A 21,263-nucleotide genomic window follows, 5' to 3' on the forward strand; every position below is an offset into this window, starting at 1 on the left:
GGCGCTGGCTAGTTAGATAACCTTTGTGCTAAGCCACTGCTGCGCAAACACAGATTATCAATGCACCCTTGCAGGCTTTCTTTTTGACTGTATAACACAAAGGTTTGCCGAGCTCGGGTGAGTCCCGTATAAAATAACTCTCGACTTAAGCCTTTGGCACCAGGATTTAATCTCACATCTGGCAAACAAAGGTAAACCTCTTTGAATTCCGAACCTTGGCTCTTATGAATAGTCATCGCATACACAGGTTGATGTTCTGGTAAGCGGCTGAGTAAAACCCCTTTGTAGCCCCCTTCTGCCGTTTTAAACCAGGCTTTTTTTAAACTTAGGTTTTCAGGATCTGGCATCACAATTCCCACATCACCATTAAACAACCCTAAGTTATGATCATTACGGGTTAACATGATAGGTCGGCCTACATAATCTTTTTCATCTTTTGATATAAAACCTTGGCGGTCTAACTCTAGGGTGATTTGATAATTAATATTATCCACGCCCCACTCTCCTGTTTTATGGGCGCATAATATTTGCTGATTTAATAGATGTTTAAAACCCTGTTCTAAATCTCCTTGTTTGACCGACGAAAAATAAGCGCTTAATTGGCTTGCATACTGACGGGCAAATACCTGTATTTTGCCCTCTTGGTGCCAGGTTAAACTGGTTTGTTGCTTATCGGTAAGGATCTCTAATACTGAATTTGTATCACCTTGAATGGTTTTCTTTGCCAACAAACCAATCCCACTATCGGATGAGAATCGATGACTTTTTTGTAACTTCACTAAGCAGTCCGCAATTGGACTGGTGACTATACTTTCCTCTCGTTGGGGAATATGTTGCGCGCACATCTGACTAATCTGAAGTCCAGTTTGAGCTGAGTATTCAGGGTTTGGCTTGCCTAATAATGCTGCGTGACAAATATCCGATAACACACTGCCGGTCTCAACCGAGGAAAGTTGATTGTGATCTCCTAATAATACCACTTTTGTTTTTATTGGTACCGCGCTCAGTAGTCTATACATCAACGGTAAATCCACCATTGACGCTTCATCAACAATCAGTGCATCCATGTGCAATGGATTTTCGCCATTGTGCTTAAATTCAATTTTGCCCGTCTGGGTTCCCAACAGCCGATGAATGGTACTGGTTTGCAGATTTAATCCAGCTTTATACTTTTCGGGTAATGTTTCTCGGGCTGAAACAATGGATTCAGTCAAGCGCGCGGCCGCTTTCCCCGTTGGCGCTACTAATTGAACTTTCAACTCTTTGCCTTGTGCCTGTTGTAGTGCAAATAACAAGGCTAATAGTTTCGCCACTGTGGTGGTTTTACCGGTACCTGGTCCGCCGGTGATCAGACTAAAATTGCGGGTGGCGGCAATACCTACTGCCACTTTTTGCCAATCTATTTCCCCTTGTTCAGCAGAGCCAGGAAATAACTCATCAATAATCGGCCTAGCAGTTTCAACAGACACGTCGGTTTCGACAGCTAACTTTTGTTGAATAATTTGGGTTAAGGCTAATTCATACTGGTAATATCGCTGCAAATAAATCGCATTTTGCGTAAATATTAAAGGTTTTTGTGGATCTTCAGCCACCGTTGACGAAATACAATAACTGCCATGAAGGACATCGATAAGATCATTAATACTCGAAAAACCGAGTAATTTAAGTTGTTTATAAGAAAGCTCATCTAAGTTTAAACAACTGTGCTGCTGACTCAAACGTTGACTCACCAAACCTGCCAGCAAAGCTACCTTGTCATTTTCGTGGGGTTCCTGCTGATAAATAAAGTGTGCAAAGGCACTGTCTAAATTTGACAGGCCAAGAGCACTGATCGGTGCTTCACAGCGCTCAAAAAAGTGGCTATTAAGTAAACTATTTACCATAAATCCATCTGCTCCTGATGACTGCTTTGCTGGGGAGCTATCACGGCTGCCGGCTTCCCTTGAAATAGTGCATCAAGGGATTCGATGATGCTTTTATCTGGTTTATAAAAGTAAATTCCACTACCACTATGATGCTCAGACATGCCCCGCAAAAACCAATAATACGCGCCGCCAACGTGCTGGTCATAGTCATAACCCGATAACTTACTCTTAAGAAACCGATGCAGGGCTAAAACATATAATAAAGACTGCAAATGGTAATCATGTTCAACCATGGCTTTTTGCATTTTTTCTTCCGCATAGTCGCTATAGTCTGCGCCTAAATAATTGGATTTATAGTCGGCAACATAAAAACGCCCATCAACGCAAAAAGTTAAATCGATATAGCCCTTTAACATGCCGTGCAATTGGGAAAATTGATATTGCCGCTTACTGGTTTTAAATACGTTATTGATCAATTGATTGAATGGCTCAGCTTGCACTGATTTAAGGGGTAAATGAAACTCCATTTCAGGACAAACTTGCTCCTTAGACAATGATGCTAAACTAAACGCTGAATTTGCGTCTCCCGTGTTAGGAAGATCAATGCGAGTGTTTAATACCTCTGTCAGCCAAGTTTCCACTGTTTCATTCCACTTAGTATCAATTCCGAACCAACTGCCCTGCTGTTCTATCACTTGGGAAAGTTGGCTGGGTTGTTGAAAGTCGATATTTTCCAACACGCCGTGGAGAAAAGAACCGGCTTGTGCGCCGCGAGTAAACTCAAACCGATTTAAATCAGCTTGCAAGGCATCGACTTCATCGTCTATCTCTTCAGTTAGCATACTAGAATCAACAGCACTTACGCCCTCACTCTCATCGGTGCCCGGTTGCTCATGTTCAACATGGAACTGGTTGCGGGCAATGGCCGAATAACTGGTGATCCGCCAGTTGCCATCAATGGATGTTTCAAGTTGATTAACTGATAAGGTTGCCTCGTTGTTTAACGTTTCAGGTCGGTATTCCAGCACTTCAGGATCACCAAACACTTCTTGGTAGTCGATATCTGCACAATGTTGCAGACTTTGAATTTGCTGCGCCATAAAGCTGTTGGTAGGTTCACTGCCGTCTATATGTAATAACTTACCTAAAGCAGAATGAAATAAACCGGAACGAGACTGGCTTTTGCCTAAAGTTGGATTCCACAAACCAACAAAACAATTGTACACAGCGCGGGTGAGCGCCACATATAACAACCGAGTATCTTCTGCTAAGCGCTCAAAATCAGCTTTTTCTAAATTTTCAGTGGTATTTTCAAAGTCCATGGTCAAATGCAAATTTTGATCATGAAATAGCGCCTCGGATGCCAGTCTAAATGAACAACCAAAAGGCACAAAAACAAACGGAAACTCTAGCCCTTTGGAAGCATGGATAGTAATGATCTGTACCAAATTACCATCCGTTTCTAAGCGCAATTGATGGGACTCATTATTATGATCCGGTTGCTGTATTTGTTGCCCTAACCAATATAACAATTGGTTGTCACCTGGGGTGATCGCGCTTTGCTGCTGCAACATTTCCACCAAATGACGAAGGTCGGTTAAGCGCCGCATGCCGTCGCTGAAATGGGTCATTAAGCCAGTGAATACATTAAAATGCTGCATAACCTGATTCAACGCCATCATAATGCCAAAACGTTGCCACTTAAGCTGCCATCCAACAAATAGCTCTACGATGAGTTGCCACGCCGATTCGTCAGTAAATAACTGATCTAACTCCACGCTACTAAAACACATGAGCTCACTGGTTAACGCGGCTTTGATGCGTCGTTCATCTGCTGGATTGACTAGAGCATCTAGAAGACGATATAAATCCATGGCGGTTTCGGTGGCATAAACACTGTGACGAACCAAAAATACGCTATCGACACCCCGCATTGTCAATGCTTGTTTAACTAAGTTCGCTTCATTGCGATCTTTTACCAAAACACAACACTCGCCAGCGCTTACCTTGTTTTTTTGCTGCTCATGTTTTATCAAATGGCCATGTTGCAGCAAATCAACAATGATATTAGCGGTATGCCCTGCCAAATCAGTTTTAGCATCTTTGTTACTCATTACCTCTTTGCCACCTTGCAGATGACAAAAGGTTAAACTAGCGTAGCGCTTTTCTGGGCTCGTTAATTGAGTAGCACCAGAAGCAGCTTCTACTGGTAAAAATGGAATGGCTTGATCAAATAAGAAGCCCTGTTCACTGTTAGCAAATAATTGGTTTACTGCATCAACTAAGGCTTGCTGAGAACGCCAATTGGTCCCCAAGGTAAACTGTTTTTCGTTATCAATTTGCTGCTTAGCTTGAATATAGGTATAAATATCGGCACCGCGAAACCCGTAAATTGCCTGTTTTGGATCGCCAATCATAATTAACGAATATGACAATTGGTGATTGTTATGCAGAGGATAAACTTGGCTAAAAACACTCAACTGACAATGGTCGGTATCTTGAAACTCATCAATCATGGCTGCGGGAAACTGCGTGCGAATAAGATCGGCTAGGGTTTCACCGTTTTCTCCCAACAAACCATCATTTAAACGGGTTAACAAGTCATTGGGGGATAATTTACTGGTGCGGGCTTTAAAGGCTTCTAAGTTTTTTCGAACTTGAATTAACGCACTGTTTAAAACGCCATTAGTCAGTGTGGTTACAAAATTTTGCCGTAGCCTTTCGATTAGTTCAAAACGTTCGAAGTCTAAGCCGGTTAACTCCGGGCTGGTTTTAGAACGGGCTTTTGCGACCTTTTCAGGGAAAAAGTCGACCCAACCGTTATCAAAGGGGCAAACAACTGAATCACTTTGACAAAAACTATCCATGCTCTGATAGATAGCTTTTTTGCCAAGCTTTGTATTTCCCTTAAGTTTAGCTTGCTGTAATTGGGCTGACACATTTTCCGTCAACCACCAACTTTTTAAACTATTAGTGCTGTTGATGAGTTGCTCAAGTAGTTCTTTAGCCTCTGCAATCGTCACTTTTTTTGTAGGGGAAAACTCCCGCTCCAAAATGCCTTTTAATGACTTGATTAGACTCTCTGGGCCAGACCAAATACTGCGAATATACTGAACCATAGCTGTGGGCAGCGGAACAATAGTACTGCGCCAATAATCTTCTACGGCTTGTTGTATCCAAGTTGATTGATCTAATTCTAATTGCTCATCAAACACACTGCCGCTGGCGAAGGCGTGTTCAGACAACATCCGTTGACTAAAGCCATGAATGGTAAAAATTGCCGCTTCATCCATTTGCCGAGAAGCGAGTAACAAGGTCTCACAGGCCAATTCAATATCATCGGTATCGTCGATTAATTTTTGAATAAAACCATCACTACTACTACCTCGATAAAAATCCAAATAGGCAGTTTGTAATCGTCGACCAATACGTTGTTTTAATTCGGCTGTGGCAGCATTGGTAAAGGTCACCACTAAAATTTGCTCAACCCCCAAGCCTAATCGCTGGTCGGAATGTGATAGGTTTAATCCCTCACTTTGATGCCCGAGTAACAAGCGTAAATACAAATTCACAATGGTATAAGTTTTACCAGTGCCAGCACTCGCCTCAATCAGCGACGCGCCCAAAAGTGGATAGGAATAAGTATCAAGAGGATTCATTTAGATACCTTGTAATCAAGAATCGGCGCAAAAATCATTTCGCTCAGATGTTTAAACTCACTAAAGTTAAGCGATAAGTCGGGACATACACGATGAATATTGGTCTCTTGACCTTCACCGGTATTAAAATTAGAACCATTAAACTCTGTTAAGGTTTTATCTATATCCTGGGTTTCTACCCATTTTTTTGCGCTATTGGCGAAAAACATCGGAGGTTTATTCAACCCCTCGGTATAAACACTTAACAAGGTAGATAACAACTCTAATGCTTGAACTTGCGGCACGACTGATAATTCAAATGGTTTTTCCATATTTAAGTAGCGAGCTACGCCACTATTACGTTCAGAAGATGCGCAATAACATAACCATTTCAACCAAAGTTCAATAACATCTTTACCGCGTATTTTGCCAGCTCGATATAATACTAAATCGGTGCCATAAACCTGTTTTAGCCAGCCTTGAATAGCGCCATTTGAGAGTAGTAAATCAACCTCCACTAAGCTGGCTTTTTTAGCTTTCACATTATCAATTAATTGATTACGGAGATTTTCAGAAGCCTGCCATATTTGCTGGAAACTCAACGGACCAGCTGCACCTGTGGGCAACTTACCTTGTGCCAAATAATCTTCATAAAACTGTTTTTGAAAGGCTTCTTCATCCATTTCCAGTTTTAACATCGCCTCTAACAAGGATGCATTTAATTGAAACCGCGTTAAAGAGTCAATCTCAAAGGGTTCTTCATCCACCAACTCATTAAAATACAGCGATAACGTGGTGCGCCAGCGTTGACGGAAAAAGTATTTAGGTGGGTTTTGGAAAAAGCCAATTAAGTCATTTAGCTCAACCACTAAACCATTATCTTCCAATTGACTCGGTAAGCTGTGATTAAAAAATTCGCCACTTTGGGTTTCGGACATTTTTGCATTTAATACATTCAACCAAATCGATTGATAACTTTGCAAAGTATTGCTTTTATCGAAGTATTGTTGGGAAAATGGCTGTAAACCGTGGTTTTCCAATAGGTGACTGTTGAGTTGTTGTTGGGTTTGTTCAACCGGCAAGGTTAAGGTGCCTTCGACACAAAATACCTGTTGGCAATAATCTACTAGCTCGGTAACCAAAATCGAGGGATTACGCTCTGAGTTATCGCGGCTACTATTGCCTAAAAAGCTTACGTATAACTCATTACGTGCAGATAAAATGGCTTCCAAAAACAAATACCGATCATCCATTCGTCTCGAACGATCGCCCTTGCGAGTCTGGGTTTCTCGCATTAAATCAAAGCCGATTGGAACAGATTGTCGAGGATAATCCTGATCGTTCATTCCCAGCAGACAAACCAACTTAAACGGAATACTGCGCATCGGCATTAACGTACAGAAATTAACTTTCCCCGCTAAGAAGCGCTGCCCTACTCCTTTATCTTGCAGGCGCTGGCTTAATTCCGCCACAAACACATCCTGACACACGGGTTGGTTAAATTGTGTAACGTGAATTTGAATACTTTCCAATGCCTGACGCAATTGATTTACATACACTTGCTCATTTTCATCAATGGCATAAAACAGGTCGATAAAACCCAAGCTTTGTTGCACTTTATTATCTAGGGTATCTGTGCTTAAACAAAACCTGAGTACATCTTGCAGTAACAAAGCAAATCGGTATAACTTGCCTAAGGCAATTGCCCGTTGGCCTTCGATATCTTTATATGGCGCAATTGAAGCGCTATCAGGATCGCTTCCAGCAAATAAAAAGTCGCCACTGAGTGCGTACCCAGATAACAACCGCTCAAGGGCAAAAATCAAGGTATTTTGTGGTTCTTGAGGCACTGACCAACGAGTTTTATCTTCGCCACTTAATCCCCAGCGAAAACCAACTTCAATTAACCAGTCACGAATATCTTCATATTCATTTGCTGAAATATCAAAGCACGTTTGAATGGCTGGGATCTCTAAAAACACCAATATTTCAGATAAGCTTATGCGACTCTGGTGCAAGCTCAGTAAGTTGATAAAACTTTCGATAATATGCGATTCTTGGGCGGCATTGCGATCTGAAATACCATAGGGAATAAAAAGCTCGGACTCGGCACTTCCAAAAACACCATCGATGTATGGTGCGTAAGCCGCTACATCCGGCATCATCACCACTATATCTGATGGTTTTAACTCAGCATCTTGCGAAAAATGATTAAGCAAATGGTCATGCAAGACTTCCAGTTCTCTGACCTTAGAATGACAACTATGAATTTGAACCGAGTTGTCACTTTTAGATATCTCAATTTTGGGGTATTCAACACCATTACTTAACAGTTCATCAGCACGCAATGGCGGCTGGGTATCACGCATGGTTAATTCATAGATTTCATGCTGTAACCAATCCAACAATGTATTTGGCTGTACTTCCACAAATATATCACTGGACTCTGCGCTACTAGCCAATAACATTTCTAAATAATCACGCCCTGGTTTTCCCCAACTCGCCAATAGAGGGTTCCCCACATCAAACAAAGCACTGCGCTGGGAGTGAGTGTCACCTTCTTTTAATTTGTGACGACTCAAGGTATTTTCATCTACAATATCGGCCCAGAAATGCTGACTAGGATTGCACCAAAATAAATACACATCACGATGTTTGGCCAAGGCTTGAAATACGTCTAACTGTTGTTGAGGCAAGGTAGAAATGCCAAACACATAAAGGGGCTTCTGCTCGCCTGCTGGCTCTCTTTGCTCTATGCGCTGAAGCAACTGCGCATGCAGATTCGCACGATGATAGACTGATTCGCCTAACTTACTGGTTTGCGCCACCAGTGCGCGCCAAAGAATGGGTTGCCAAAGGTGTGACGTGAGCATCTTTCCATCAACGCTGTTTTCACCGGTTTCCCACAGATTGATCCACTCTGGACGGTACACCTGATATTGGTCATAAACGTCTGCGATTTTTTGACACAGTTGATAGAACTTTAAGCCTCTGTCTCCTTTGAGATAAAGGTTAATTTCAATAAATTCTGGAGAATCTAAATAGTCCTCAAGAATACTCATCAACTTCCAAACCATATTGGGTTTCGTGAACGCGGAGGTTTCCGGTAAATCATCAAAAAAGTATTTGTATTGCTGCCAGATATAGCTTGATGGCAGTGGAAAATCGATGTTGGCAGCCACACCTAAATTTTCGGCAATGGCAATTTTAATCCATTGCGCCATACCTGGGCTTTGCACAATGATGGTTTCAGGGATCAGCAGCGCGTTCAGATTTTTATAATCAGAGTTCTGTTGAGATGATGTTTGCGATGGCTGTAGTGATAATTTGTCTAACAAATCAGCCTGTAATACTTCCATTTTATTTGACTGAATTAAATGTAACACTCAACACCCTTTTCCATTTTCGCTCACATCTTTTTTATGTTTATCAGAAGTTATGTTAGCGCGTTTAAACCAATTCCAGCAAACACTAATAACCCCTTTAATGAAACGAACGATTATCTTTATTTTCAACTGAGTAGCTTTGTTTGCTAGAATCACCGGCAAAATTTAGTCGATGGTAAAAACATGAAATTTATTTCCTTTAATATAAACGGTATTCGAGCCAGATTGCATCAATTGCAAGCACTCATTGAAAAACATCAACCCGATGTTATCGGACTGCAAGAAATCAAAGTGCATAATGATCAATTTCCTGTAGCTGATGTGGCAGCCATGGGCTACCATGTTTATTTCCATGGGCAAAAAGGCCATTACGGCGTAGCAATGCTGTGTAAAGAAAAACCCATAGACGTACAATATGGTTTTCCTACTGATGACGAAGATGCTCAGCGACGCATGATTATGGTGACTTATCCGCTGCCGAACGGCGAAAATGTTAGAGTATTAAATGGTTATTTCCCCCAAGGAGAAAACCAAACCCACGAAACTAAATATCCAGCCAAACGTAAGTTTTATAAAGATTTAATGGGGTATTTGAATGGCAATCACAGCCCTGATGAAAATGTCATTGTCATGGGCGACGTCAATATTTCCCATACAGATTTAGATATTGGCATAGGGGAAGAAAACCGTAAACGCTGGTTAAGAACAAAAAAATGTAGCTTCTTACCAGAGGAACGCGAATGGCTAAACACCCTCTTTGATTGGGGATTTGAAGATGGGTTTAGAACATTAAACCCGGCGGGTGGCGAACAATATAGCTGGTTTGATTATCGCTCTAAAGGGTTTGTTGATAATCGAGGATTGCGCATAGATCTAATTTTAGCCACCGCTAAACTTCATGAGAACCTCAAAGAAGCTGGTATTGATTATGAGCTTAGAGGAATTGAGAAACCTTCAGATCACGCCCCAATTTGGGCAACTTACGAGTTTTAAATGTTTGACTTAACCTATCTTCAAAGTGCGGCTTGGCTGATCTATTTAATCGGCGTGGTGTTTGTATTAACACGAGTTTCATTTGCTCAATTTAAGCAAAATAAAAAGCTGCAACATTTAGTACTTGGCTCGTCAGTGTCAGTATTTGGATTATGGCTTTTCCGTGTGGGTGTTGAACCTGGATTGGATGTGCACTTTTTGTGGCTAACCGCAATGACTCTGCTATTAGGCTTACGTTGGGCGCTTTTAGCAGGATTTTGCACCCTAATTGTGTCCACAGTTGCCGGCTACGATAGTTGGCAAATGTTTGGCGTAAATGGTGTTTTGGGGATCAGCATTCCCATAGTGATCAGTTATTTAATTTATAACTTTTCCTTTCACAAGCTACCCAGACACTTTTTTGTGTATGTGTTTGTCTGTTCATTTTTTGCCGGTGCAGCAATGATCGCAGTAAAAATGCTGCTGATGTCAGGTTATTATTATGTGGATGGTATTTATGATGCAGACACCATTTATGATTCGTATTTGTTATTAATTCCGTTGTTACTTATGTCTGAAGGTATGCTTAACGGTTGGACGATGACCATATTGGTCATCTACAAACCAACCTGGGTGTACACTTTTTACGATAAATATTACTTACACGGAAAGTAACTTTCGTGCATAAAAAAGGGCGGATATTTCCGCCCTTTTGTCATCACATTTTCGACTTATTTGTCGAACAAAATATCATGAACATTTTTCAAATCGGTTTTTCCTTCAATGATTTCATCAGGTGTTAAACCAGAAATTTCATGGGGGAAAACCAACCACTCATCACTTTCGTGGATGAAGTAATCAGGTACCATTTGAGTTTTGTTATTCTGTGGTTTGTAATATGGGCAAGCTACCCGTATATCTTCAGGCATGTTCAATCTAGAAAGCTTTTTGATTTGTTCAATCAATGCATTTACGCTACGCCCTGAATCAAATACATCATCAACAATCAGTAATCCATCTTTAGCGTTGGCATTTTCAATTAAATAATGAAGGCCATGCACTTTAATTTCTTTAGACTGTTTATCTATCCCATAATACGACGAAGTACGAACAGCAATATGATCTGTTTCTACTTTTTTGTAATCAAAATATTCTTGTACTGCGATACCAATGGGTGCTCCCCCACGCCAAATACCTACAATAAATTGCGGACGAAATCCGTCTTGATAAACCTTTGCCGCTAAACGAAAAGAATCTTCCAACAATTTTTGTGCAGTAATATACGTTTTTTGCATTAATTAACCTTAATTTACAAAGACCCAAAAGTGTTTTTTACAAAAACCTGTTCTTTTTTGAGTATGATTTTTCTATATGTTGACAATTATAGCGAAAGCATTTGATAAAGTGTTGAGAAATCCCAGTCAATTTATCCCTATTCGTATTTTAGTGCTTCAGCAGGTTGTACTTTTAACGCTTTATACGCAGGGTAAAGGGTGGCAATAAAGCATAATCCAATGGAAAGCGTGACTAAAGAGAGAATTTGCTGCCAACGAATATCAACGGGTAACCCTTGTCCATCTCCAACAGCGATAGGCATGCCGAAGACTTCTAAAATTGTATTTAACTGTGTTACCAGCAATATCCCCAATATCAGCCCAATCACGGTCCCTTTAATTCCATTGTATAAACCATTGATTAAAAAGATAACAATGATACTGCTACCACGCATTCCTTGAGTGCGCAAAATAGCGATGTCACCTTGCTTCTCAGTTACCACCATCACTAAGGCCGATACGATGTTAAATGCAGCAACGGCAATGATCAGCAACAACATCAATGACATCATGTTTTTTTCCATTTTAACGGCGTCAAATAAGGGGCCTTGACGCACTCGCCAATCGACTGTGGGTAAATCGATTTGCTGCTCAACACGTCGATACTGAAACGCATCTTCTAAAAATAAACGAGTTTGCTGCAACTTATCCGCTGATTTACGCAATAGTTTGGCATTATCTTGAATATCGATGTACACCACTTTGTCGTCTAGTTGAGAGGCTAAATCGAATAACCCAACTACAGTAAATAGACGCTGACTAGGCATTCTGCCCATGGGAGAATAAGAGCTTGCACCTGCAGATATAATGCGTACTTGATCACCAGGTCGAATACTCAGTTTACTCGCTAAGGCTCGTCCCATAACGATATTGTATTGGCCAGATTTTAATTGGCTAAACTGCCCAAAAATCATATTTTGAGCAACTATGGAATGTTGTTGCATATATTCTGGATCTACACCATGTAATTGCACCCCTTGGATACCACGGCGAGATTGCACTATACCTTCACTTTCAATAATCGGCGAAACGCCATCAACGCCTTCGATTTCCGCCAACTGCGCAATTTTATCCGGGGCAGAGTCACGGGTATCTGCAACTATGTGCGGAGTAATACCTAACATGCGATTTTTCAATTGCAGTTCAAAACCGTTCATTACCGATGAAACCGTGATCAGTGCAATAAGCCCTAAAGCGATACCTACCACTGAAAATAAATTAATGAAGGCAATAAAATGACTACTTTTACTGGCTCTTGCGTATCTAAAGCCGATAAAAGTGGAAACGGGATAAGACATATTTGGGTATCTAGCCTTTTGGGGATTCAATTAAACCAAAATATTGAACACAATAATTAGCCTTAGGCTGTTCATTGTGGACGATAAACTGGCATAATACGTGTTTGAGATCAGCTAAACAAGAAACAAAATAACGTCGCTTTGGTAAACTATAATCAAAGGCTTACAAAGACTATGTGGGTTAAATTGAAATTAACTTACAGATAACTAAAGTTAGAAAAAACAAAGACGTTAAAATCGAATCAAATGGGGAATACATGGATCCACTTAGTTTGGAACAAAAAATGGCTCAGTTTCATGAGTTTTTTACCATAAAACATCAGCTCAGTGTGAATATGACCCCTGTTAGTGATGATTTTCAACTTCCCAATTTAGAAGACTTAGTGGGTCAAATGCCTTATGCATTTAAAATAGCAGCTGAGGTGTCGAATGTTGACTCACAAGCCATAAGACCGTTACGTAATCTTAGCGAACACGCTAAAGATCTCACCGATTTCCTCAATCATCAAAACAAGAAAATAGATTTGATGATGTCTTACATATTGCAGCAACAGGATGATCCACAACATCGTTATATGTCAGTAGAATTTGGCGGTGGAGGTATTATTTTAAAACGGGATGCGCCTTTAGAAGAAGGCACTATTGTTGAGCTTAAAGTCTTTTTAACCGAAGAGTCAGCGGCAGTTTATTGTTACTCCGAGGTGATTAAATCGGAACCTGTTGATGACGATTACCATATTTATCTACTTTTCAGTCGTATCCGCGAAGAAGACCAAGAGCTTCTAGTTAGAGCAAGCTTGCATTTGCAGACACTTCAACTTCGCGCTCGTTCGAAACAACAAAACAATGATTCAAATTAATGATAACAAGTATTTTTACCCCTGAGTTACCCAAAAAATCTGGCAATGTTGTTCAATGGGGCAATATGCATGGCAGTAGTTTATCGTTGGCCATTGCCAATGGAGCTAAACGCAATCCTGGCTCTACTCTGTTGGTTACGGCAGACACCCCGACTGCGTTAAAACTCGAAAAAGAATTGCATTTTTTCCTTGCCGGTGCCGGAGATGATGAGTTAGAAGTTAAATTAATGCCGGATTGGGAAACCTTACCTTACGACAACTTCTCCCCCCATCAAGATATTATTTCTCAACGCTTAGAAACCTTATTTGAACTGACCCAGAATAAACGCTGCATATTTATAGTGCCAGTAAACACCTTGTTACTGCGAATGCCACCTGTGGATTTCTTAGGTCGTTACTTGTTGATTTTAAAAACCGGTCAAACCTTGGATATCGATGAGTTCAGACTCAATTTAAACAAGTCAGGCTATCAACATGTGAATCAAGTGATGGGCCATGGTGAATTTAGTATTCGCGGCAGCATTATTGACCTGTTTCCCATGGGTAGCAATCAACCATTTCGAATAGATATGTTTGACGATGAAGTTGATTCAATTCGTCACTTTGATCCTGACAATCAGCGTTCCGGCGATAAAGTCGATGGCATTAACCTATTACCAGCCAGAGAGTTTCCAACAGATAAAGAGGCCATAAAGCGTTTTCGTGAAAACTATTTAGACACCTTCGACACCGAAAACAGCAAAAACTCAGTTTATTATCAAGTGGGCAAAGGCATTATGCCTGGGGGGATAGAATACTATTTACCCTTATTTTTCGATGACACTGCTACCTTATTCGATTATCTGCACCCGAACACGTTACTCATGACCTATGGTGATTTATCGTCGGCATGTGATTTTTATTGGGCAGACTTAAACGAACGTTATGAGCAACATCGTTATAACCCCGATCGTCCTTTGTTAGCGCCGCAACAAATTTTTCAACGCTACGAAGAGCTTTTTGCGGGTTTCAAACAATGGCCAAGAATCAACCTAACGAACCAAAAGGTAGAGGAAAAAGCAGGAAGAATTAATTTAGCCACTGATGATATTGGTGAAATAGCCATTAAGCATCAAAATAAAGTACCTTGGACTAGTCTCAAAGAATCTGTAAAAAACTGGCAGAAAAAAGGTCAAAAAATCCTATTTTGTGCAGAATCACAAGGACGACGAGAAAGCCTGTTAGAGATTCTCCATAAAGCGCAAATTCAAGTTAAAGCTTTTGAAGATATTCATGCATTCTTAGCCAGTCACGAACCTATTGGTATTGCCATTGGATTGGCAGAAAACAGTTTCCAGTTGTTGGAAAAAGACGGTGAACTTGCATTTATCACTGAAACCCAATTATTGGGGCATAAAGTAAGTCAACGTCGCTTACGTGAAAAGCGTCAAGCTACCGATGAAAGTGCCATTATTCGTAACCTTGCTGAACTTACACAAGGTCAGCCAGTAGTGCATTTAGAACATGGTGTAGGACGATTTTTAGGATTGCAAACCCTAGATGCAGGCGGGTTAACCACTGAGTACCTCACCATCGAATACGCTAAAGAAGCGAAACTCTACGTCCCTGTCGCATCATTGCATTTAATCAGTCGATACAGTGGCGGCGATTTGGATCATGCTCCTTTGCATAACCTAGGCTCTGATGCTTGGAGCAAAGCACGCCAAAAAGCAGCTGAAAAGGTCCGTGATGTAGCGGCGCAATTATTGGATGTATATGCCAAAAGGGCCGCTAAACCCGGGTTTGCATATAAAATTGACTGGCCAGAATATCAAGCTTTTGCAGATAGCTTTCCTTTTGAAGAAACCGATGATCAATTGCAAGCCATTAATGCTGTGATCCAAGATATGGGCAGTCCGAATGCGATGGACAGACTTGTTTGTGGTGATGTTGGTTTTGGTAAAACGGAAGTGGCTATGCGTGCAGCCTTCTTAGCTGCCAATCAAGGCAAACAAGTTGCTATCCTCGTACCTACCACTTTGCTAGCCCAGCAACATTTTGAGAACTTCAAAGATCGATTTGCTAATTGTCCTTTTCGTATAGAGGTACTTTCACGATTTGTTACCGGAAAAGAGCAAAAACAAGTCATTGAAGGTATCGGTAACGGCAAGGTAGATATCATTGTTGGTACCCATAAGTTGTTACAAGATGACTTGAAGTTCAATGATTTAGGTTTAGTCATTATTGATGAAGAACATCGATTTGGGGTACGTCAAAAAGAGAAGTTTAAAGCCTTGCGTTCCGATGTGGATATTTTAACCCTCACGGCAACGCCCATACCCAGAACATTGAATATGGCCCTCAGTGGAATGCGAGATTTATCGATCATTGCCACCGCACCAGCCAAGCGCTTAGCGATTAAAACCTTTGTCCATCAACGCAGCAAAGAACTGCTGCGAGAAGCAATCATGCGTGAAATTTTACGTGGTGGTCAGGTATATTTCCTTCACAACGAAGTAGATAGCATTGAAAAAACCGCAGCCGAAATAGCTGAGATAGTGCCCGAGGCACGTATCGCTGTTGGTCATGGACAAATGCGAGAACGCGAGCTTGAGCGCGTGATGAGTGACTTCTACCACCAGCGATTTAATGTATTGGTGTGCACAACAATTATTGAAACCGGTATAGACGTGCCATCGGCAAATACCATAATAATGGATAGAGCAGATCATTTAGGTCTTGCCCAACTACACCAATTACGAGGGCGTGTGGGACGCTCCCATCACCAAGCTTATGCCTATCTACTGACTCCGCCACCAAAGCGGATGACAAAGGATGCCCAGAAACGCTTGGATGCCATTGCCAACTTGGAAGATTTGGGCGCTGGATTTGCGCTAGCTACTCACGATTTGGAAATACGCGGTGCCGGCGAGCTATTAGGTGATGACCAATCTGGACAAATCGCCACCGTCGGTTTCTCGTTATATATGGATATGTTAGAGCAAGCAGTAGAGGCTCTCAAAGCTGGCAAAGAACCTTCATTAGATGATGCATTATCTGCTCAAACAGAAATTGAATTGCGCATTCCAGCACTATTGCCAGAGGATTATATTGGCGATGTAAATACGCGTTTGTCCTTGTATAAAAAGCTGGCGGGATGTTCAAATTTAACTGCAATAAAAGAATTTCAAATAGAATTAATTGATCGTTTCGGATTATTGCCAGACGCAGCTAAGAACTTAGTGAGAGTTGCAGAATTAAAACTCTTAGCGAAATCCGTTGGCATTAACAAAATAGATGCGACAATTAAAGGCGCAGTCATTGAGTTTTCAGACTCCACAAAAATTGAACCGGGATATATTATTCGCATGATCCAAACTAAACCTAATAAGTTTAAATTAGAAGGTCCAGATAAATTAAAAGTGGTGATTAACAATGATTCAGCGCAAAGCCGAATAGACGTTATCGAAAACTTACTGAATGATTTTAGCCGTCAGGTAAAAGCAGCATGAAAGGTAAATTAACTGTGTTCTGTGTTCAAAAATGTTTTAGATTGAATCTGGCTTTTATTCCAAAGGCGATCTTAGCGTGGCTGCTTTTGTCTATTAGCTTTGTTGCCACCAGCCAAGAAAAACAATGGTGGTTTGACGTCGAAGTGATTGTCTATAAACGTAATATAGACCCTGCCTCTATTGTCGAAAAGTTTCCAAACAAAATAGCAATGGAGCCCTCTCCTATTGGTTTTGAAAACCTACATGACTATTTATATCCCGATTTAGAATCGGTTTTTGTTGGGCTTCCTTTATGCTTTTCTGAATCCACTGAATCCACTGAACCAAAAGAAATTGGCTCTGACATTATTCTTAAGGACACCTTTGGGAATTATGTGGCATTTGATGATAAGCAATTTACCCTGGCCAATTCAGAAGTCATTGAGAATGACGATGTCGCGGAACCTATAGCTTATTTAGATATTTGGCAGCTTAATTTTCCATTAGAAGAGGTCAAGGTGCCGACTAACGTTCTATGTCGCATGGAGCACGAAAAGCCCATCAAACCCTTTATTGAAAAAGTGCCCACTGTCATTAGTCGTACTGAAGATCCGTCGTTACATACTACCCAATTACTTTCATCCGATAGCTTTGAGTTAAATGAGTTGGCCCGCGACATTAATCGTCAAAGAGGGTTATCGACCATACTTCATATGGGCTGGCGACAACAAACGGTTTTCGGCCAAGATAACGCCATAGCGCTTCACTTATTTGCAGGTAAAAATTACGGTAAAGAGTTCGATGCAGTAACTGGAAAACGAATACCTGAGCAAAGTAGCAGTATTGAGTTAACCAGCCTAGTAGATTCATTCTCGGAAAACCAAAACGGAAATATCTCTGCTTCTGAATTCAATGACAAGCAGCCGGAACTACAAGAGCAGCAAACGGATTTAATTGAACAAATAAAGTTAGCTCTGAATGATGATGATTTTGAATATTCTCTACCGGCTATTGATGTTGTTGATGAAAATCAGATGTTAACCAGTGATACTTCCCTTCAAGAAGACGATATTTGGGAGCTAGATGGCACAGTTAAAGTATTTTTACGTTATATTCAACGTACTCCCTACTTGCACATTGACAGTGATCTTGATTTTAGAGCACCGCTTTTTGACTCTCCAGCCTATTTAAGAGAAGAAGTTGCGGCAAATCAAGTACAACAATCTTTGCCAGAACCAGACCGATTGCAAAGTTACCCGTTCAAGCAATTACGTCGAGTGATCAGTAATCAAGTCCATTATTTTGATCACCCCTTGTTTGGCATGATTATCCAAATCAGACGTTATGATTTACCCGCAACCTTTGATGGTCAAAAAAACTAAAGAGCAAATAAATTGAAAATATATACAAAGTCTGGCGATACGGGTAAAACCCAAATTTATGCTGATAAAGTGGTTCGCTTAGATAAAAATGACGAGGTTTTAGAGTGTTATGGAACCTTAGATGAGCTTAATGCCAATATTGGGTTATTAATCAGTAATAGCCGTTGCCCGGTGATCAGCGAACAAACAGAGTTATTAATGGATATTCAGAAAAATCTGTTTCAAATCGGTTTTGCTATTTCAGCAAATGCCGCCTTAACGGAAAACGCTGTTACCCAACTTGAAACTACAATTGACCAATTACAAGCTAAGCTTGCGCCACAAACTCACTTTATTTTGCCTGGTGGACATTCCATAGCAGCTCAAGCTCACGTTTGCCGCACGGTAGCAAGAAGAGCTGAAAGACGCATGGTCGGTTTACTTTCAACCTACCCTGTTCCTGAAGCTTGTTTGCAATACTTAAATCGATTATCTGATTACTTGTTTGTATTAGCCAGAGCGATTAATCACCACTACATTGTAGAAGAAACAAAAGTCTCCTAACCCAGACTCTTGTATAAATCATGCTCTTTTGAAGATTGCTATTTGCTCGGCCTTTAACTTTCTTAAAATGTAAATACACTGACAACAGTGATGACCACAGCGGCGATAATGTTGAGCATGAATCCCTCTCTGGCCATGGTTTTGATACTAAATTTACCGGTTCCATACACTATGGCATTTGGTGCTGTAGCCACCGGAAGCATAAAGGCACAACTTGCACTCATAGCAGCCGGCATCATTAATAAAGCAGGATCGACCCCAGCAGCAATGCCCGCAGTAGCTAAAATTGGCATCAATAAAGTAGCGGTGGCTGTGTTGGATGTTATCTCAGTGAGAAAGGTAACAAAAAGGCAAATTGATAAAACCAATAACGGTACTGGAAGCGCAGATAAGCCATTTAGCCAACCGCCCATGACTTCACTCAAACCTGAAGCAGTAAATGCTTTGGCAATGCAGATCCCTCCAGCAAAAAGCAATAACATGCCCCAAGGAATATCATTTGCAGTGGGCCAATCCAGTAGCGTTTCTTTTTTGCCATATTGAGTAAGATTCCCATTGGGAACGAGGAACATTAATACTACGCCCAACAGAGCAATGGTGCTATCCCCGACATATGGCATGTTGAACCAACTTGTCCAGTAAGGTCTTAAAACCCAAGCCAACGCCACAAACGAAAACACGATTAACACGCGTTTTTCTGCTATTTGCCAGCTTCCCACTTTAGGTAAATGGCAATCATCCATGGTTTTTAATCCGCGGGTTAACCAAATTGCCATCAACGGAATCGCGATAATGACAACGGGAACCCCCGTCTTCATCCACTGTAAAAAATCAATTTCATGTCCCTGGACTTCTGAGTAAACACTCATAAAAATAATATTTGGTGGCGTACCAATGGGAGTGCCAACGCCACCTAAGCTTGCTGAATAGGCAATCCCTAACAGTAAGGCAACAACAATTTTTTGTTGTTTTATGTGGGGAACAATTGCTAAAACGATAGGCAGTAACATCAAGGTTGTCGCTGTATTCGAAATCCACATACTCAAAATAGCGGCAGTTAACATAAAACCTAACACTAAGCGCCGTGGACTCTGACTACCAGTCATTCTTATCATATAAAGTGCCAGGCGGCTGTGAACGTTGGATCGCTCTAAGGACTTGGATAACATAAAAGCCCCCATCAACAATAAAATGACATGGCTGCCAAGTGCTGAGGCTGCTTCTTTATGGGTGATCACCCCCGCCATGGGAAAAGCAAAAAATGGAATTAATGAGGTAACCGGAATAGGCAAGGCTTCGGATACCCATAACGTAGCGATGAATAACGTAATAGAAGCCGTAACAGCAATAAGATGAGTTTGCTGCATGTATAGGAACAAACCACCATAAACCGCAGATGAAATTACCAAAGCAATACAAATAACCGGATAATTAAGCTTCACTAAATTCGCCTAAAGTACGTAACGCCTTTTGATACTTTTCTGTTTTTTGTAATTGTTCAAAATTAAAAAACGATCCCTTGCGCATACTTGTTGCTCTTCCCGTGGATTGGTAGTCAGTTGGCAATCCATCGAGAGCTTTAGCCGCATCCTTTGGGCTGTTACAAACCAGCGTCATATCACAGCCAGCACCTAATGCAGCTTGAATTCGCTCTACAATTGAGCCTAATTGCACAGCCCCTTGCATAGACAAATCATCGGTGAAAACCACACCTTTGAAGCCAAGTCGTTTGCGCAGTATTTGGTCAACCCAGACCGGTGAAAATCCAGCAGGCAAACTATCTACAGCCGGATAAATAACATGTGCAGGCATCACCGCATCCAATAAACCTTGTTGATTAAGGGTGTCAAATATCGTCATATCCAGTTGAAAAATATCTTCACTGGCTCGTTTATCAACAGGCATTGCTACATGGCTATCCTCTTTTACATTGCCATGACCTGGGAAATGTTTGCCGGTACATTTCATTCCCGCGCTATGCATTCCGTTTATAAAAGCACTAGCAAGGGACACAATATGTTGCGGTTTTTGATGGAAGCTACGATTACCGATAACGTCAGAAATGCCGTGCATATCCAACACCGGTGCAAAACTGATATCTATATCAAACGCCAGTAGCTCTGCGGCCATCAGCCAGCCAAAGCTTTTGGCTTGCATCAACATGCTCTCAGAAAGCTTTTGGTCAGGTTCACAAATGCTGCCCATTGCTGGGATTGAGCTAAAACCATCGCGAAAACGCTGTACCCTTCCCCCTTCGTGATCAACGGCAATGAGCACGTCATTGCGGGCATGCTTTCGTAATTCAACAACCAACTCTTTTAACTGTTTCTGGTCGTGGTAATTTCGTGAAAATAAGATGATTCCGCCAACTAGGGGATGATCTAAGATGTCTTTTTCTTCGGCGCTGATCTCATACCCTTCGACATCCAGCATTATTGGTCCCATTGGGCCCTCGTTAATCATTGAGTTATATATATAAAACTATATAAGAATGAATAACATAACTAAAGTTAAA

At 41.1% G+C, this 21,263-nt stretch carries 13 protein-coding genes; 6 read left to right on the plus strand and 7 right to left on the minus strand.

The annotated features are described in order from the left end of the window. Window positions 1–8 precede the first annotated feature (8 nt). The 3 genes from recD to recC are packed head-to-tail and all read right to left on the minus strand — an operon-like array spanning window position 9 to window position 8,889. Window positions 9–1,883, minus strand: coding sequence for an exodeoxyribonuclease V subunit alpha (gene recD, locus ABJV04_RS17620; RefSeq protein ID WP_348492919.1), 1,875 nt, complete (start codon window positions 1,881–1,883; stop codon window positions 9–11). Then, window positions 1,877–5,524, minus strand: coding sequence for an exodeoxyribonuclease V subunit beta (gene recB / locus ABJV04_RS17625; protein ID WP_348492920.1), 3,648 nt, complete (start codon window positions 5,522–5,524; stop codon window positions 1,877–1,879). The genes recD and recB overlap by 7 nt, the downstream gene beginning before the upstream one ends. Next, entirely contained in the window at window positions 5,521–8,889 is a 3,369-nt protein-coding gene (gene recC, locus ABJV04_RS17630) for an exodeoxyribonuclease V subunit gamma (RefSeq protein WP_348492921.1), read from the minus strand. The genes recB and recC overlap by 4 nt, the downstream gene beginning before the upstream one ends. A gap of 183 nt (window positions 8,890–9,072) precedes the next feature. On the opposite strand from recC, the gene xthA reads away from it, so the two are divergent. Both xthA and ABJV04_RS17640 read left to right on the plus strand, forming a co-directional pair. After that, window positions 9,073–9,882, plus strand: coding sequence for an exodeoxyribonuclease III (gene xthA, locus ABJV04_RS17635; RefSeq protein WP_348492922.1), 810 nt, complete (start codon window positions 9,073–9,075; stop codon window positions 9,880–9,882). Further along, window positions 9,883–10,536: an energy-coupling factor ABC transporter permease gene (locus tag ABJV04_RS17640; protein ID WP_348492923.1), complete on the plus strand. Its 654-nt coding sequence runs from the start codon at window positions 9,883–9,885 to the stop codon at window positions 10,534–10,536. Between the two features lie 56 nt (window positions 10,537–10,592). Here the strand turns inward: ABJV04_RS17640 and ABJV04_RS17645 are convergent, their stop codons facing one another. Then, a complete protein-coding gene (locus tag ABJV04_RS17645) occupies window positions 10,593–11,156 on the minus strand; it encodes a phosphoribosyltransferase family protein (protein ID WP_348492924.1) in 564 nt (187 codons plus the stop codon). A gap of 137 nt (window positions 11,157–11,293) precedes the next feature. Then, on the minus strand, window positions 11,294–12,493 hold the full coding sequence (locus ABJV04_RS17650) for a lipoprotein-releasing ABC transporter permease subunit (protein ID WP_348492925.1): 1,200 nt from the start codon (window positions 12,491–12,493) through the stop codon (window positions 11,294–11,296). A 257-nt stretch (window positions 12,494–12,750) separates the two neighbouring features. Between ABJV04_RS17650 and ABJV04_RS17655 the strand changes: the two genes are divergently transcribed. The 4 genes from ABJV04_RS17655 to ABJV04_RS17670 are packed head-to-tail and all read left to right on the plus strand — an operon-like array spanning window position 12,751 to window position 18,748. After that, window positions 12,751–13,353, plus strand: coding sequence for a PilZ domain-containing protein (locus ABJV04_RS17655; protein WP_348492926.1), 603 nt, complete (start codon window positions 12,751–12,753; stop codon window positions 13,351–13,353). Continuing rightward, a complete protein-coding gene (gene mfd, locus ABJV04_RS17660) occupies window positions 13,353–16,844 on the plus strand; it encodes a transcription-repair coupling factor (protein ID WP_348492927.1) in 3,492 nt (1,163 codons plus the stop codon). Before ABJV04_RS17655 ends, mfd begins: the two co-directional genes overlap by 1 nt. After that, a complete protein-coding gene (locus tag ABJV04_RS17665; protein ID WP_348492928.1) occupies window positions 16,841–18,205 on the plus strand; it encodes a CsiV family protein in 1,365 nt (454 codons plus the stop codon). The genes mfd and ABJV04_RS17665 overlap by 4 nt, the downstream gene beginning before the upstream one ends. A gap of 12 nt (window positions 18,206–18,217) precedes the next feature. Continuing rightward, a complete protein-coding gene (locus tag ABJV04_RS17670; RefSeq protein ID WP_348492929.1) occupies window positions 18,218–18,748 on the plus strand; it encodes a cob(I)yrinic acid a,c-diamide adenosyltransferase in 531 nt (176 codons plus the stop codon). A 62-nt stretch (window positions 18,749–18,810) separates the two neighbouring features. Here ABJV04_RS17670 and ABJV04_RS17675 read toward each other — a convergent pair whose 3' ends face one another. Both ABJV04_RS17675 and nagZ read right to left on the minus strand, forming a co-directional pair. Beyond that, the gene (locus tag ABJV04_RS17675; protein ID WP_348492930.1) at window positions 18,811–20,190 is read right to left on the minus strand and encodes an SLC13 family permease; all 1,380 of its coding nucleotides are present in this window, start codon (window positions 20,188–20,190) and stop codon (window positions 18,811–18,813) included. Further along, window positions 20,180–21,193: a beta-N-acetylhexosaminidase gene (nagZ, locus tag ABJV04_RS17680; RefSeq protein WP_348492931.1), complete on the minus strand. Its 1,014-nt coding sequence runs from the start codon at window positions 21,191–21,193 to the stop codon at window positions 20,180–20,182. Before nagZ ends, ABJV04_RS17675 begins: the two co-directional genes overlap by 11 nt. Window positions 21,194–21,263: the final 70 nt, after the last annotated feature.

It is taken from the genome of Aliiglaciecola sp., assembly GCF_039982535.1.
Lineage (GTDB): Bacteria > Pseudomonadota > Gammaproteobacteria > Enterobacterales > Alteromonadaceae > Aliiglaciecola.

Excerpts from the sequence above, each read along its gene's own strand:
- recD (WP_348492919.1), bottom strand. The coding sequence starts at position 1,883 with ATGGTAAATAGTTTACTTAATAGCCACTTTTTTGAGCGCTGTGAAGCA.
- recB (WP_348492920.1), bottom strand. The coding sequence starts at position 5,524 with ATGAATCCTCTTGATACTTATTCCTATCCACTTTTGGGCGCGTCGCTG.
- xthA (WP_348492922.1), top strand. The coding sequence starts at position 9,073 with ATGAAATTTATTTCCTTTAATATAAACGGTATTCGAGCCAGATTGCAT.
- ABJV04_RS17640 (WP_348492923.1), top strand. The coding sequence starts at position 9,883 with ATGTTTGACTTAACCTATCTTCAAAGTGCGGCTTGGCTGATCTATTTA.
- ABJV04_RS17645 (WP_348492924.1), bottom strand. The coding sequence starts at position 11,156 with ATGCAAAAAACGTATATTACTGCACAAAAATTGTTGGAAGATTCTTTT.
- ABJV04_RS17650 (WP_348492925.1), bottom strand. The coding sequence starts at position 12,493 with ATGTCTTATCCCGTTTCCACTTTTATCGGCTTTAGATACGCAAGAGCC.
- ABJV04_RS17655 (WP_348492926.1), top strand. The coding sequence starts at position 12,751 with ATGGATCCACTTAGTTTGGAACAAAAAATGGCTCAGTTTCATGAGTTT.
- mfd (WP_348492927.1), top strand. The coding sequence starts at position 13,353 with ATGATAACAAGTATTTTTACCCCTGAGTTACCCAAAAAATCTGGCAAT.
- ABJV04_RS17665 (WP_348492928.1), top strand. The coding sequence starts at position 16,841 with ATGAAAGGTAAATTAACTGTGTTCTGTGTTCAAAAATGTTTTAGATTG.
- nagZ (WP_348492931.1), bottom strand. The coding sequence starts at position 21,193 with ATGGGACCAATAATGCTGGATGTCGAAGGGTATGAGATCAGCGCCGAA.